General features: G+C 67.2%; 16 protein-coding genes and 1 pseudogene. 8 read left to right on the forward strand and 9 right to left on the reverse strand.

The genetic code is table 11. The features are described from left to right. Window positions 1-6: 6 nt before the first annotated feature. The 3 genes from RMO97_RS20450 (at window position 7) to RMO97_RS20460 (ending at window position 3,782) form a co-directional block, all read left to right on the forward strand. A complete protein-coding gene (locus tag RMO97_RS20450; protein ID WP_310542862.1) occupies window positions 7-426 on the forward strand; it encodes an organic hydroperoxide resistance protein in 420 nt (139 codons plus the stop codon). Next, a complete protein-coding gene (locus RMO97_RS20455) occupies window positions 423-923 on the forward strand; it encodes a MarR family transcriptional regulator (RefSeq protein WP_310542847.1) in 501 nt (166 codons plus the stop codon). Before RMO97_RS20450 ends, RMO97_RS20455 begins: the two co-directional genes overlap by 4 nt. A gap of 210 nt (window positions 924-1,133) precedes the next feature. After that, window positions 1,134-3,782, forward strand: coding sequence for a response regulator (locus RMO97_RS20460; RefSeq protein WP_310542848.1), 2,649 nt, complete (start codon window positions 1,134-1,136; stop codon window positions 3,780-3,782). Window positions 3,783-3,831: 49 nt separating this feature from the next. Here the strand turns inward: RMO97_RS20460 and RMO97_RS20465 are convergent, their stop codons facing one another. Beyond that, window positions 3,832-4,521 carry a glutathione S-transferase family protein gene (locus RMO97_RS20465; RefSeq protein WP_310542849.1) on the reverse strand — a complete coding sequence of 230 codons (690 nt, stop codon included), beginning with the start codon at window positions 4,519-4,521 and terminating at the stop codon, window positions 3,832-3,834. A gap of 166 nt (window positions 4,522-4,687) precedes the next feature. On the opposite strand from RMO97_RS20465, the gene RMO97_RS20470 reads away from it, so the two are divergent. Next, window positions 4,688-5,101: a GFA family protein gene (locus RMO97_RS20470; RefSeq protein ID WP_310542850.1), complete on the forward strand. Its 414-nt coding sequence runs from the start codon at window positions 4,688-4,690 to the stop codon at window positions 5,099-5,101. Between the two features lie 158 nt (window positions 5,102-5,259). Here RMO97_RS20470 and RMO97_RS20475 read toward each other — a convergent pair whose 3' ends face one another. The 7 genes from RMO97_RS20475 to RMO97_RS20505 all read right to left on the reverse strand — a co-directional run bounded on the left by RMO97_RS20475 (window position 5,260) and on the right by RMO97_RS20505 (window position 10,394). Next, the gene (locus tag RMO97_RS20475; RefSeq protein WP_310542851.1) at window positions 5,260-6,864 is read right to left on the reverse strand and encodes an alpha/beta fold hydrolase; all 1,605 of its coding nucleotides are present in this window, start codon (window positions 6,862-6,864) and stop codon (window positions 5,260-5,262) included. A gap of 308 nt (window positions 6,865-7,172) precedes the next feature. Continuing rightward, a complete protein-coding gene (locus RMO97_RS20480; protein ID WP_310542852.1) occupies window positions 7,173-7,946 on the reverse strand; it encodes an AraC family transcriptional regulator in 774 nt (257 codons plus the stop codon). A 187-nt stretch (window positions 7,947-8,133) separates the two neighbouring features. Then, on the reverse strand, window positions 8,134-8,526 hold the full coding sequence (locus RMO97_RS20485; RefSeq protein WP_310542853.1) for a GFA family protein: 393 nt from the start codon (window positions 8,524-8,526) through the stop codon (window positions 8,134-8,136). A 109-nt stretch (window positions 8,527-8,635) separates the two neighbouring features. After that, a complete protein-coding gene (locus RMO97_RS20490) occupies window positions 8,636-8,998 on the reverse strand; it encodes a DUF2200 domain-containing protein (RefSeq protein ID WP_310542854.1) in 363 nt (120 codons plus the stop codon). Window positions 8,999-9,134: 136 nt separating this feature from the next. Next, complete coding sequence (locus RMO97_RS20495) at window positions 9,135-9,350, reverse strand: 4-oxalocrotonate tautomerase family protein (protein WP_310542855.1); 216 nt, start codon at window positions 9,348-9,350, stop codon at window positions 9,135-9,137. A 4-nt stretch (window positions 9,351-9,354) separates the two neighbouring features. Then, window positions 9,355-9,786: a nuclear transport factor 2 family protein gene (locus RMO97_RS20500; RefSeq protein ID WP_310542856.1), complete on the reverse strand. Its 432-nt coding sequence runs from the start codon at window positions 9,784-9,786 to the stop codon at window positions 9,355-9,357. Continuing rightward, complete coding sequence (locus tag RMO97_RS20505) at window positions 9,786-10,394, reverse strand: flavodoxin family protein (RefSeq protein ID WP_310542857.1); 609 nt, start codon at window positions 10,392-10,394, stop codon at window positions 9,786-9,788. Before RMO97_RS20505 ends, RMO97_RS20500 begins: the two co-directional genes overlap by 1 nt. 103 nt (window positions 10,395-10,497) lie before the next feature. Here RMO97_RS20505 and RMO97_RS20510 point away from each other — a divergent pair, with 103 nt between their 5' ends. Further along, window positions 10,498-11,076 (forward strand): TetR/AcrR family transcriptional regulator, encoded by a 579-nt coding sequence (locus RMO97_RS20510; RefSeq protein ID WP_310542858.1) that lies wholly within the window; start codon window positions 10,498-10,500, stop codon window positions 11,074-11,076. Between the two features lie 51 nt (window positions 11,077-11,127). On the opposite strand, the gene RMO97_RS20515 is transcribed toward RMO97_RS20510, so the two are convergent. Next, window positions 11,128-12,441, reverse strand: coding sequence for a cytochrome P450 (locus tag RMO97_RS20515; RefSeq protein WP_310542859.1), 1,314 nt, complete (start codon window positions 12,439-12,441; stop codon window positions 11,128-11,130). Between the two features lie 154 nt (window positions 12,442-12,595). Between RMO97_RS20515 and RMO97_RS20520 the strand changes: the two genes are divergently transcribed. From RMO97_RS20520 to RMO97_RS20530, 3 genes and pseudogenes are all read left to right on the forward strand, one after another. Then, entirely contained in the window at window positions 12,596-13,351 is a 756-nt protein-coding gene (locus RMO97_RS20520) for a hypothetical protein (protein ID WP_310542860.1), read from the forward strand. A 97-nt stretch (window positions 13,352-13,448) separates the two neighbouring features. Next, the gene (locus tag RMO97_RS20525) at window positions 13,449-14,099 is read left to right on the forward strand and encodes a glutathione S-transferase family protein (RefSeq protein ID WP_310542861.1); all 651 of its coding nucleotides are present in this window, start codon (window positions 13,449-13,451) and stop codon (window positions 14,097-14,099) included. A gap of 104 nt (window positions 14,100-14,203) precedes the next feature. After that, window positions 14,204-14,518 (forward strand): annotated as a pseudogene (locus RMO97_RS20530) (hypothetical protein); the annotation flags it as partial.

Below are 14,518 nucleotides of genomic sequence, written 5' to 3' on the forward strand. Positions count from 1 at the left end.
GACCCCATGCCCGCCCTCTATTCCACCCAGGCCCGCGCCGTCGGCGGCCGCGCCGGCCATGTCGAAAGCCTCGATGGCCTGCTGAAGGTCGACCTGGCCCTGCCCAGGGAGATGGGCGGCAAGGGCGGGGCGACGAACCCTGAGCAGCTGTTCGCCGCCGGCTACGCGGCCTGTTTCGAGAACGCCGCGCGGTTCATCGCCGGCCAGCAGAAGATCGCGCTGACCGGCGCCGCGGTGACCGCCACGGTCGAACTGCACCCGCGCGCGGAGGGCGGTTTCCGTCTGGGCGTGGCGCTGGATGTGGAGACCCAAGGCCTTGACCAGGCGGCCGCCGAGGCCCTGGTCGCCACGGCCCACCAGGTCTGCCCCTATTCGAATGCGGTTCGCGGCAATGTCGATGTTGCGATAACCGTAAGGGCGCAATGAGTCCCAAAGCCACCAAGACCACCGACGACCGACATACGCCGGCAAGTGACCCTCAGGGTGTCGCCGAACAACTGCGTCTCGATAACCAGCTCTGCTTCGCCCTCTATGCGGCGACGGGGCTGGTAACTCGGGCCTACCGGCCGCTGCTGGAGCCGCTCGGCCTGACCTATCCCCAGTACCTGGCGATGATGGCGCTTTGGGAAAAGGCCCCGCGCACGGTGAGCGACCTGGGGGAGGCCCTGGGTCTCGACTCAGGCACCCTGACGCCGCTGCTGAAACGCATGGAGGCGGCGGGGCTGGTGAAGCGGACCCGTGATGCAGCCGACGAACGCCGCGTGCAGATCACCCTGACCGACGCCGGCCGGGCCCTGCAGGAGAAGGCGGCTGGCGTGCCGTTCGCGCTGGCCTGCGCGCTGGATCTGCCGGGCGAGGAAATCGTGTCCTTGCGGGCGAGGCTGCAGGACCTGGCGCGGCGGATGCGCGGCGTCGAAGATTAGGCTTGCGCGGGCGCGCCGGTGACGGGCGCTCGGCGGGTTTCCGGCGAAGCCGGTGGGTTTACGATCCGCGCCTCAACCGCCAAAGAAATCAACAGCATCATCATCCACCCCAAGGCACGTGCGTCCAACCGCCGCGCTCAAGACGTGGGCGGTTTTGATCAGAAGGTAACCTCCCCGGGCGACTGTCGCCGATCTGGGAGTAGATTAGCCATGTCAGTCGAGCCTTCCGAGCAGGCGGTCACCTTCGCCGACGGGACAGCGCGCGCCTATCGCGTAACGCTGCAGGGGCTTCGCCAGCCCTGGCAGGTCTCGGGCATCCCCCATCTGCTGTCGGCGGGCGCCGTCGCGCTGATCAGCCAGTGGACCTATGCGGTCGCCTGGCTGGCGGCGTCGGTGGTCTTGGAATTGGCGCTGCAGCGGCTCTACGCACGCTGGCTGCCCACCGCCGACCGCCGTGAGACCCCGGCGGGCGTCGCCATCCTTGCAGGCTGTGTCGGCCTGCGGATGGCCGTGTGGATGGCCGCGCCGGCCGGCGCGGTGATCCTGACGCCCGGCCCCGCGGCCTATGTCTTCCTCGCCGTCACCACCGGCTCGCTGACGGTGATCGCCGGATCGCTCGGCTGGGCCTCGCGGGCGGTGTGGCTGGGCGGCGCCCTGCCGCCGATCCTGATCCCCGTGGCGATCGTCGCCGGTCGCCTCGACCTGAGGGGCGCGCTCGGCGTCACCCTGTCGCTGGCGGCCTTCGGGCTCACGGCCTTGGCGATCGCGGTGGTCACCAAGCGGATGGTGGCCGACGCGACCGAGGTTCGTGAAAAGACCGTGGCCATGATGGCCGAACTGCAAGCCGCGCTCGCCCGTTCGGAGGCCGCCGAGCATCTGGCCGAGGAGGAGCGCGACCGTGGCGCCCGCTCGGAGCAACGCCTGGAACTGGCGATGAAGATGGCCCAGATGCACGTCTGGGAGATGGACTACGAGCGCCGCGAGCTGATCAAGGCCGGCGCCGAAGACACCTTCTTCACCACGCCCAAGACCTTCGAGGATCTCGAGACCGACATCTACGCCAACGTCGACCCGCGCGACCTGGACATGGTGCGCGCCGCCTGGCGGCGCCACCTGAAGGAAGGCGAGCTGTTCAACCCCGAGTACCGGCTGCTGCGCGACGACGGGCTTGAGGTCTGGTCCGCCGTCAACCTGGCCCTGATTTCCGACGACCAGCGCCGGCCCCTTCGCCTGATCGGGGCCATGCAGAACATCACCGAGCGCAAGCGCGCCGAACAGCAACTGCTCAAGGCCAAGGAGGAGGCCGAGGCCGCCAACGTCGCCAAGAGCCAGTTCCTGGCCAATATGAGCCACGAGATCCGCACCCCCATGAACGGGGTGATCGGCATGAACGACCTGCTGCTGCGCACCAACCTAACGCCCGAGCAGCGCAAGTTCGCCCAAGCGGTCCGCACCTCGGCCGACGCCCTGATGGGCCTGATCAACGACATCCTCGACCTCTCCAAGCTCGAGGCCGGCAAGGTCGAGCTGGAGGTCATCGACTTCCAGATGTCCTCCCTGCTGGAGGACGTGGTCGAGCTGCTCGCCCCCAAGGCCGCCGAGAAGGGGCTGGAGATCGCCTACTACGCCGACTGCGAGACACAGGACGCCTTCAAGGGCGACCCCACCCGCCTGCGCCAGGTGCTGCTGAACCTGGCCTCCAACGCCATCAAGTTCACCGAGGCGGGCCATGTCAGCGTCCAGCTGTCGGCCAGCCAGCCGCGCGAAGCCGCCGCCCTGCTGCGGGTCGAGGTGCATGACACCGGCATCGGCCTGACCGAGGAGCAGAAGGCCAAGCTGTTCCAGAAATTCCAGCAGGCCGACGGCTCGACCACCCGCAAGTACGGCGGCACCGGCCTGGGCCTTTCCATCTCCAAGCAGCTGGTGGAGCTGATGGGCGGCCGCATCGGGGTCGCTGACCGCCCCGGCGGCGGCTCCATCTTCTGGTTCGAATTCGAGGCGCCGCTAGGCGAGACGCCCGCGGTCATGGCCCCCGCCGTCGCCCACAGCCTGGCCGGCGCCAAGATCCTCGTGGTCGACGACCTGGCGCTCAACCGCACCATCTTCCGCGAGCAGTTGGCCGCGGAGGGCGCACACGTGACCGAGGCCGAGAGCGCCGCGACCGCCCTGGCGGTCCTGGCGGCGGCGGCGGAGCAGGGCGCGCCCTTCGAGCTGGTGCTGATGGACCACCAAATGCCCGGCGTTTCGGGGGAGGAGGCCATCGCCGAGATCCGCAGCCGGCCCGAGCTCGGCGAGCTTGCGATCGTCATGGCCTCCTCGATGGGCGAGCCTCCGGCCGGCGCAGTCGGCTACGACCTGTTCCTGTCCAAGCCGGTGCGGCGCGCCGCCCTGGTCTCGGCCCTGGGCGCTCTGCTTGCCGACGGCGCGGCGCAGGCCCATCCCGACTCCTCGGCCGAGCCATTGCAGCTGGAGGACGCCTCGGAAGCCCTGGTCCTGCTGGCCGAGGACAACGAGATCAACATCCTGCTGGCCACCGAGATCCTGCGCCAGGTCGGCCTGAGCGTGGACGTCGCGCGCACGGGTCTCGAGGCCCTGGCCGCCGTGCAGACGCGCGCCTACGACCTGGTGCTGATGGACGTTCACATGCCCCAAATGGACGGCCTGGAAGCCACCCGCCGCATCCGCGCCCTGCCCGGCCCGGTCGCCAGCGTCCCCATCATCGCCATGACCGCCAACGCCATGAAGAGCGACCGCGACGCCTGCCTCGACGCCGGCATGAACGACTTCGTGTCCAAGCCCTTCAAGGCAGGCGACTTCCTGGAGGCGCTGAACCGGGCGTTCGCGGCCGAAGCCGCCTGACGCAGCGGACGGTCGGCCGCGGCCCCTTCCCGCGCGGGTCGGAGCGGCGCTACGCCTGCTCGGCAGCCTTGGCCTTTTCCTTGGCGGCCATCTTGGCGATGAGTTCGCGGCGTTCGGCCAGGCCGCGGTGGAGTTCCACCAGGGTGGCGGCGGCGTGCTCGTTCTTCTGGATGGCGGCCCAGTAGGCGGCGACCTTGGGGGAGGCCGGGATCGGATCTTCGACACCGACGGTGGGGATGACGTTCTCCACCAGGAACAGGGCCGGGACCAGGGTGCAGTCGGCCATGGTCAGACGGCCGGAGACCGCGAAGCCGTCGGTCCCGATATAGTGCTCCAACGCCTTGATCCCGCGGATCACCTGGCCCGAGAGCAGCTTGACGATATCGTCGCTGCGGGTGGAGGCGCGGCCCTGGCCCGCGAGCATGAACATGTTGTTCATCAGGTAGATGTCGGCGATGCGCGACACCGTGCGGATGGCGGCGGTCTCACGGGGCGTGGCGCCCAGCATCGAGTTCTGGGGATAGATCTCCTCCAGGTACTCGCAGATCACCTCGGATTCCGGGATCACATCGCCGCCGAGGTCGAGCACCGGGATGCGGGCCAGCGGCGAGGTCTTGTGGAACTCGCCGGTCAGGAAGCCCGGCGGCAGTTCAATGGCGATGTCGGAGATGCCCTTGGCGTAGATCTGCATCCGCACCTTGGCGGAATAGGGGGAGAGGTCGCCGGAATAGAGCTTCATGAGATCGTCCTGGAAATGAGCGCCGCGAACGGCTGTTTGAATATGCGCTACAGCTAACGCCGTTTCGCCGGGGGTTCAATGGAGGGGCGCCGTTGCCTTCCCGCGGGCTTCACGCTGTGGTGCGGGCCATATCAAACAGGCGATGGCTGCAAGGGTTGGAAAGCCGATGACTATACGAACCGGCAGCTGCCTTTGCGGCGCCCGAGCCTATGAGATCGACGGTGATCTGGACGGCGTCTGGGTCTGCCACTGCTCCCTGTGCCGCAAGGCGTCGGGTTCGGTGGGCAATGCGATCCTGATCGTGCCGCGGGACCGATTCCGGTGGGTGAAGGGAGAGGATCATGGGGAGACCTTCGCCCTGCGCGAGACCTACGCCATCACCCGCTGCAAGACCTGCGGCACGCCGCTGCCGGCCGAGACCGACGAGACCAACATCTGTGTCACGGCGGGCACCCTGGACGTCCCGCTGGGCAAGGGGGTGCGGACCCACCTGTTCTGCGCGTCTCGGGCCGACTGGGACCGTGACGAAGCCGATGTGCGCTATTTCGAGGCGCGGTCCACGGGGCGCGAGGTGAGCTAGGGCGGACGCTTGGAAGGTCTGAGATGGGAGGATTGCAGCCTGGAAAATTGAGCCGGGCGATCGGCTCCGGATATGACGCGCCGCCGATCCGAAGATCGGCGGCGCGTCACAGCGGCTGCGAAGCTCAGGTATCGGCTAGAGGATGACGTGTAAGGAGATCATCGCGCGCTCCCGATCGTCCCTCCGAATTGGCGCAGAACGGAGACGAACCAAGCACGCTGCTGACGGTGCACATAGTGTCCGCCACCCGGTGCGGTGAGGTGCGTTGCGCCAGCATACCGCCTAGCGAGATCAGCTTGCGTTTCGGTCCACAAGGTCTCGAACGGAGATGGCTTTTGACCGAAGGGGCGGGAGATGACCAGTACAGGTTTATCCCGCGCCGGACTGATCACCTCTACCTGCGCAAGTGTCGAGGCAAACGCTGCGACTTCATCCCGAGCACCTTGTGGGGACCCCCTCATCATTGCAGGCGTGGGGGTGCACATCGGTATGCGCGCTGCTTCGCATCGGCGCGAGAAATCCGCCGGGCGTGACTCTTCGAGGACCAGTCCAGCGATCTGGTTGGCATGGGTGGCGGCATAGTATTCAGCATAGAGGCCGCCCAGAGAGTGTCCGACGAGGATGTACGGTCCGGGGACGCCGGACTGCGTGAGCACAGCGTCTAGATCGAGGGCTGCCGCCTTTGCATCGGCGGGGCCGGATGCCGCAGTGCTTAGGCCATAGCCCGCTCGATCATAGAGGATCACGGTTGCGCCTTCAGCGAGCTGCGGGGCTACGTCCTTGAAGGACTGCATTCCGTCACCAAGGCCGGAGACCATGACGATTACCGGCTTGCCTGCGCCCAGGACTCGATAGGCGATGTTGCGGCCTTCCACTGACGCCACACGGGTGTCGGCGGGCGCGGCGATCACGGCGTGAGCGCCAACGACGCCGGCCATCAGAAAGCCAATTGCAATTGCCAGGCCGACGCGGCGGCCGATTTGAGGTGGCCGAGCGACCGCGATGGCGGCGGCCAGGTCTTGTGGAACTGGGAGCGACCGGAAAGCGCTAACGTCAGCACCCCCCGTGTTGCCGGAAGGAACAAGTCCAAACGGGGTTTTGGTCGCTGCGCCTGCGATGCGAAGGATCTGCGCGGCGGCTTCCCTCAGGTTCCGATGGCGCAAGGCCCATGCAAACATTCGTGCGTGCACGCGGGTATGTTCGATCGTCGAGGCTTGGCCAAGAACATGCGCGCGTTCGAGGTGGCGAAAGGCGGCCGCCCACTTCCCGGCGTGCTCAGCCGACTGGGCCGCTGACAGTTCGGCAGCCACTTGCGGCCGTATTCGGGAGCGAAAACCTTCGGGCGCGGCAGGGACGATCCCGACCGCACTCTCGTGCGGCTCACTTCGCGCCAGGCGCCAGGCCAAGGCCGCAGCCGCCATCCAGTCGAACGCCAAGCAGAACATAGGCCACCAGGTCGGCACGCCCGGATTGGCGACGAGACGGCCATGTCCAAAGTCGAACGCGCCGTGCGCGATCAGGGCGATCACGACAAGCCAGAGGTTTCGTTTGAAGCCGACAAGGGCGACCGCCGCGAAAGCCACAAAGATGGCAGATTCCAACACGAGCACCGGCAGGGCCCCGCCGACAACGGCGAACAGATCGTAGTAGGAAGCGATCACCACCAGCACCGTAGGATAGAAGGCTCGATCGCGGTCAAACCCGGCCTTGGCGGCGAAAACAGCCACGCCAAGAGCCAGCGCGACGCCCACTGCATATTCCATTTGGGTCTCTCCAATCCCGCTCAGGGCGGGCGCCCAGTCTGGTCCTCAGGCCTGCCGCGGCCGGCGTAGAGGACCAGGTGGCGTAAGGGTCAGGACGCCGGGCAGGCGTTAGGTGTGCAGGCGCAATCGCTTCCGCAGATGCACGGCGCGCAGTCGCACCTGTTGGCGTCGCAGCTGGTGCAGGCGCAAGTGGGCGTGCAGCGGCAGGCTTGGCTGATGGTTTGGTCGGTCATTGGAACCTCCTGGGTTTCCGGTTGTCGATGACGGAGGTTTAGACCGGCGTCTGACGCCGTACTTGAACGGAAAGGCTACGTGATTCGGAGCGTCGCAGGCGCAACGCCGAACATCCGCTTGAACGTCCGGCTGAAGTGCGAGGAATCCGCAAAGCCGGCCTCGTGCGCGGACTGGGTCAATGACGCGCCGGCCGCCAGACGTTCCAGGGCACGGGTAAGTCGCAACCACAGGAGGTAGGTACGAAAGGCCAGACCGGTCTGTTCGACAAACAGATGCCGAAGCCGATGGGCCGACAACCCGCCAATAGCTCCGACGTCAGCAAGGCTTACCGGCCCATCAAGCTGCCCGGCCGCCCATGCGATCATTTTGCGAACCCGAGGATCGGGTTCGCTAGCCGCAGTGCTTCCCGCCATAGAGGCGGCCAGCCCGCGCCCGAGTTGTACGAGAGCGTCATTCTTACCTTCAGGGTCCCGAAAGTTCGCAGCGATCCTGCCGCCAAAATCAGCCAGCATTTCGGACGGGACAGGCGCCAGGTCGCGACCGTCAAAAAGCGCTCTGAATATGGCCCGGCCGGTGCGGCTTTCGGGCTCGACAAAGACGATCGCCACCAGCCCTTCCGCCTCGAAGACATGGGTAACATCTGGCGCGACCGCGACGGCCTCCCCGCGGACTTCAATCCCGCCAGTGGCGAGCCGAAACGTCCCGCCCAATCCAATTGTCACCTGAATTGCGTGATGGGCATGGGGCTCGGTCGACCGAGGCTCGGGGGTTGTGACCGGAGTGGCATCCACGACCCAAAGGCTGCCGCCTTCCCAGAGAACGATCCGTGTATGCGCCAACAATTCCATCGATGCACATTACGCACCTTCTTACCGGATAAGGACCAACTTTGGCGCGGCGGCCGTGATGCCCGCGCTCGGGTCGTTTCTGGCTCGAAAGCAGCCGATCTCACTTGAGCCGGAAGCGGCCATCTCGCAGACGGGCCTGCAGCGGACCTTCCAATCGTCGGGCGGTCGGCGGACCCGCGCGGACCCGTCAGCCCGGATACCGCTCGAACGCAGGCAGTTGGTGGGCCGTGGCCATCCAGCTGATGCGTTCGGCGACCTGGATGTGCGCCGTCGGCTGGAGGGCGCCCGGGTCATCGAGGGTCGCGGTCTGCACGTCGATCAGGCCGGGGAAGACCGCCTCGTTGGTGTAGAACAGGCCCGTACCGCAGGCCTCGCAGAAGTGACGGCGGCCGGCTTCCGACGAGGCGTAGACCCGCGTCGCGCCCTCGATCTTCACCTGATCGGTGGGGACCATGGCCCAGGCGACCATGGGCGCCCCTGAGGCGCGCCGGCAGTCGGTGCAGTGGCACAGGGCGAGGTGGATCGTCTCCTCGGGCATCTCGTAGGTGACGGCCCCGCAGTGGCAGCGTCCGGTGAACATCGGTTCGTCCCTCTTTGGTTTCGTGATCCGGTGAGAATGGCGCCGGGTTGCTGACAACGGTGTGGCGGCAGCGAACTCCGGTGGATGGGCCACGCGCGCGCTCCGCCGGTCAGACCTTGGCGGGCTGCCGGTGCAGGATCTTCTCCATCGCCTTGCCCTTGGCCAGTTCGTCGATGAGCTTGTCGAGGTAGCGGACCTCCCGCATCACCGGGTCGGCGATCGTCTCGACGCGCACGCCGCAGACCACGCCGCGGATGTCCGCGCGGGCCGGATTGAGCGCCGGGGCCTGGGTGAAGAAGCTCTCATAGTCGGTGTCCGCCGCCAGCTGGGCGGCGAGGCCGGCGTCATCGTAGCCGGTCATCCAATGGATGATCTGGTCGACCTCGGCCTTGGTGCGCCCCTTGCGCTGCGCCTTGGCCACCAGGGCCGGATAGATCTTGGCGACGCTCATCCTGTAGATGCGGTGGGTCATGCGGGTCCTCCACGGCTCTGGCCGGGGATCATCGGATGGAACCGCGCGCCGTGTCACCGCAAATCCGGGACCGGGGGCCTGGATCACGGGAACGGCCATGCCAGCGCTGGTGAGGGTCTCCATCTGTCCGCCGTCCCTAACCCTGGTCGGCGCGCAGCTTCGCGCGGTACTCGAGCGCCGGGAGACCGCCCCATCCCCAGTCCTCCAACGCCACCTCCTCGATGATGACGAAGGTGCTGGCCGGGTCCTTCTGTAGGACCGTATTCAGGAGGTCGGTGACGCCTTTGATGAGCTCGGCCTTCTGGGCGCGGGTGGCGCCCTCCCGGGTAATCTGGATGTTCACGTAGGGCATGGAGCTATCCTTCTGCGATTTCGAGGGTGAGCGCCGGGATGATCGAGGTGATCAGGTCGTAGTGGAAGACCTTCGAGATGATCCGCCAGCGGCCGTCCACGAAGATGATGGTGAGGAAGTCGGTGAAGTGCTTGGGGCCGATCGAGCACTCGACCTTCGCCAAGGCGGTGACGGGACCGGCGAACTCAATGGAGAGCACCCGGTCTCGCCGCGTCTCGCCCAGGCTTGCCGGCGACGGACGGTCGCCTACGATGGGCAGGTAGGTGGCCATGTCCCGATAGAGGAGGTCGCCATCGGTCGCGCAGACGTAGTGCGCTTTCGGGTGGAACACGTCGGCCAGCAATCCGGGGTCGCTGCGATAGAGGCCGTCGAAGTAGCCGTTGAGCACCTCCAGCACGGCGCTGAAGCTCTCCCCAGCTTGAACCGGGCCGCGCATCAGGCGACCGCCTCGGGCTGGAGCCCGAGTTCGCGCACCTCATCATTGCGCCAGCGCAGGGCCGCCTCCGCCACCCGCACGCCGAGATGCTCCGCGGTTCGACGGTCTGAGGCCGGCGGAACCAGGTCTGCGCCCTGGTCGGCGTTTGACTGGGCCATGGCGCCCAGAAAGCTGGCCAGGCGGTTCAAGTCATCTGGGGAACCCGCGCTCGTGTGGTTTCCGGGCAGCAGGCCCAAACCCACCCAGACCATCCCGTGCTGCATGGCGAACAGGTTGAACTGGCCGAGCGTGCTGAGCTTGTCTCCGTTCATGCCCGCCGAGTTGGTGAAACCCGCCGCGAGCTTGTCCTTCCAGCGTTGCTCCGCCCAGCGGCTGGCGGTGGCGTCCATGAAGGCTTTGAAGGGCGCAGACGCGCTCGCCATATAGGTCGGCGCGCCGAAGATGATGGCGTCGGCCTCATCCAGCACCTCCCAGGCGTCATCGATGTCAGAGACCGCGACAAGGGTGGCTTTGACGCCGCCGACACCCTCCGCGCCTCGGTGGACGGCTCGGGCAAGGGTTTCGGTGTGCCCATACCCACTGTGATAAACGACTGCGACCTTAGCCATGATCCACTCCGTAAGCGGCGACACGCCGCCCACACATATAGACAGACCTGTCTGTATGTCGTCAAGACTTGACGAGACAGACCTGTCTTTTTAGGGTCGCGTCATGACCGCAGAGCTGACTGGATCGCCGCGCGAGCGGATCCTGAACACCGCCACCGAACTCTTCTATGCCGGGGGCCTGCGCGCGGTTGGGATAGACCTGATCATCGCCCGCGCCCAGGTGGCGAAGGCGAGCTTCTATCGCCACTTCCCCGCCAAGGATGACCTGATCGTCGCCTTCCTTGAGAAGCAAGATCAGGACTGGAGCAGCTGGCTAGGCCTCAGGGTCGAGGCGCTGGCGCCCGATCCCAAGGACCGGCCGCTGGCCATTTTCGACGCCGTCGCCGAGCGTTGCGAGAGCGGCGATTTCCGCGGCTGCCCGTTCATAAACGCGGTCGTGGAGGTCGCCGACCCCAGCCACCCGGCCCACCTGGCCGCTGCGCGCCACCGGGCGTCGAACACCAACCAGCTGGCGGCGATACTCGATGGCGCGGGTTGGGAGGGCGCGAAGCTCGCGCCAGCTTTCGCGCTTCTCGTCGACGGGGCGCTGGTTACTGCGCTGCAAGAGCCGGGCCGCGAACCGGCTGACCGGGCCCGGAGTCTGGCGGAGCTGCTTCTAACCTCGGAGTCCGTTGGTTCCTGAACGCGCCCGGTAAGACGTGACCGCCGTACTGAGAGCGGAGACCGAAGCCCCCTACAGCCTCCGCGGGATCATCACCTGCATGGACTTGTAGCCCTTCACGAAGGTCGAGGGCACGCGCTGGGGTTCTTCGAGGACCTGGATGTCGGGGAAGCGTTTGAGGATTTCCTCCCAGATGATCTTCAGCTGCAGCTCGGCCAGGCGGTTGCCGACGCAGCGGTGGACGCCGAAGCCGAAGGACAGGTGCTGGCGGGGGCGTTCGCGGTCAATGATGTAGGCGTTGGGGTTCTCGATGACGCTGTCGTCGCGGTTGCCCGAGACGTACCACATGACGACATTGTCGCCCTTCTTGATGGTCTTGCCGCCCAGCTCGTAGTCCTGGGTCGCCACCCGCTTCATGTGGGCCAGCGGGGTCTGCCAGCGGATGGTTTCCGACACCATCGAGGGGATGAGGTCGGGATTGGCGCGCAGCTTGGCGTACTGGTCGGGGTGCTTGTTCAGGGCGTAGATCGAGCCGGAGATCGTGTTGCGGGTGGTGTCATTGCCGCCGATGGTCAGCAGGATGATGTTCCCCAGGTACTCGAACTGGTTCATGTCCTTGGTGGCCTCGCCGTGGGCCAGCATGGAGACCATGTCGCCTTCGATGGGATTGGCCTTGCGCTGCGTCCACAGGTTGAGGAAGTAGCCGGCATAGGCGCTCATCTCGGCGCGCTTCTCCTCCCAGGAGTCGACGACGCCGTCGCCCGGACGCGACATCACGGTGTCCGACCAGCGGGTCAGCTTGCGGCGGTCTTCCTGCGGCATGCCAAACAGGGTGGCGAGCGTCATGGCGGTCAGTTCCATGGAGACCTTGTCGACCCAGTCGAAGGGCTCGCCGATCGGCAGGCTGTCGAGGATCATCCCGGCGCGCTCGCGGATCAGGGGCTCCATGATCTTCAGGTTGTGCGGCGAGACGGCCGGGCTGACGGTCTTGCGCTGCTCGTCGTGCTTGGGGGGATCCATGGCGATGAACATGGTGGGCCCGGCCCCGCCGCCGAAGGCGCCGCCGGTCATCTGCGCCCCGCTGGCCACCAGCTTGGCGATCATCTCCTCGCTGGGGCCCAGGCTGATGCCGCCCTCCGACGAGAACACCGCATGGTTGGTGTCCACCGCCATGATGTCGTTGTAGCGGGTGACCGCCCAGTGGGGCTCGAAGTCGCTGGCCGGCTGCCAATGGACCGGATCCTCGGCCCGCAGGCGCTCGAAGTAGGGCCAGATGGCGTCGTCCCGGAAGAGCTTGGACTGGGCGACGTTCAGGCTCTCGATCGGCAGGGAATAGACCTCGTCGCGGGCGTCCTTGACCGCGTCCAGAGTGGCGCTCTCGCTCATGGGGTGTTCCTCACCTTGGCCGGGGCTTGCGGCCTGTTCCCTCACATCTCGCGACTTGAACAGCGTTCGGCAAGGGCTAGCTGACGGGGGCGTCATTTTTGCGGACCGGCGCGGGCGTTGACGCGTCGGGGCGGCGACGGTGTAGGCTCGCCCCATGGGTGGGATCATCGAGGCGCGCCGCGAGCAGGCCGAGCGGCTGAGGGGCTATTTCGAGGTCCAGCTGCGGTTCGCCGAGATCATCGCCGTCCGCACCTCGCGCGCCCTTTCGGAGACCTGCCTGGAGTTCACCAACCTGCACCGGCGGTTTGGCCTGGGCCGGACCGAGGTGGGGGCGCCCTCGGCGGGGTGGGCGCGCTACGCGGCGGGGCTTGAGGACCGCGAGGCGGGACGCTTGGACTGGACGGTGGCCTTCTTCGCCCAGTCGGCGCCCGAGGAGAGCGGAGGGCCGCGGTTCGGCTGCTTCAGCTATGAGCTGCAGGAGGCCGGTGAGGTGGTGCGGATCCACTTCAGCAACCGCGACAGCGACGACGGCGTCGGGCCGCTGGCCCAGGCCAAGATCGACCGACGCCGGTCCGAGCTGGCCGAGATGTTTGGCCATGTGCGCGCGCATCATCCGGCGGCGCGAACGGTGAAGGGCGGGTCCTGGCTCTACAACCTGGAGGCCTACCGGCGGCTGTTCCCGCCGGACTATGGGGCGTCCGCCTTCGAACCCGAACGGGTCCGGCTGGACGGGACCTCCAGCTGGGGCCAGCTTCTGGACTTTCGCGAGGCCGTGAAGCCCGCAGTGCGCCGGGCGCTGCTCGACAACATGGCAGGCGTGGATATCGCCGCGCCGTGGCGGGCCTTTCCCATGCGCGCCCTGGGCGCCCGGGCTTCAATCGAGCCCTTCCACCGCTTCTACGGCCGCTAGAGGTCGGGCGGGCGCGCGAAAAATGGGGGGCCGAGTCGCAAGGCTCCGTGACCGTGCATCCTTGGAAGACGAAGACACCGCGGATGGAGACCGCCCGATGACCCCCACCCTCACCGCCTTCAAGGCCTCTCCCGATCGCGGCCGGGGCCTGGCCCGTGACATGCGGGTCCGCTGGGCCTTCGAGGAGGTCGGCCAGCCCTATGTGGTGCGGCTGGTGACCTTCGCGCAGATGAAGGCGCCCGCGCACCTGGCGCTGAGCCCCTTCGGCCAGATCCCCACCTATGAGGAGGGCGACCTGGCGATCTTCGAGTGCGGGGCCATGGTGCTGCGGATCGCCGAGCGCCATGCCGGCCTGCTGCCGGACGAGGCCAACGCCCGGGCGCGCGCCGTCAGCTGGATCTTCGCCGCCCTGAGCACGATGGAGCCGCCGATCGTCGAGCGGGAGACCTCGATGTTCACCGAGCGCGACAAGAGCTGGTTCGGCGAGCGCCTCGGCGCGGTCGAGGACCGTATCCGCACCCGGCTGGGCCAGCTCTCCACCCGCCTGGGAGACGCCGACTGGCTGGACGGGGATTTCAGCGCCGGCGACCTGATGATGGTGTCGGTGCTGCAGCGGCTGGGAAGTTCAAGCCTGGCGGCGGAACACCCGAACCTGGCGGCCTATGTCGTCCGCGCCGAGGCGCGGCCGGCCTACCGCCGCGCGTTCGAGGCGCAGTATGCGGTGTTCCTGGCCGCGTCGCAGGGCTGAGGGCGCGTCCAAGCTTGGCCTTGGACTCGACAATTCGGCCGCCGCGTTGTCGGATCGGCGTTCCCTGAAACGTCCATGGAAGGACGAAGCAAGGAGGGCGATCCATGGAGGCAGGCGTAACCGACAAGACCGCCGGGGCGCGGTTCTGGCTGCAGAGCATCGTGGCGGTGCTGGCGGGGTTCGCCTCCGTGGTGGTGCTGTCGCTGCTGGGCGACGCGGTGTTCCACCTGACGGGGGTGTTTCCCGCAAGCGGCCAGGCGATGAACGAGGCGGGGGACAACCTGCTGGCGCTTTCGTACCGCATGGCGTTCGGGGCCTTCGGGAGCTTCGTCGCCGCGCGGCTGGCGCCGGCCCGGCCCCTGCTGCACGCCCTGATCCTGGGCGCGGTGGGCGCGGCCCTGGCCATCCTCGGCGTGGCG

The organism is Phenylobacterium sp. (assembly GCF_031425575.1).
GTDB lineage: Bacteria > Pseudomonadota > Alphaproteobacteria > Caulobacterales > Caulobacteraceae > Phenylobacterium.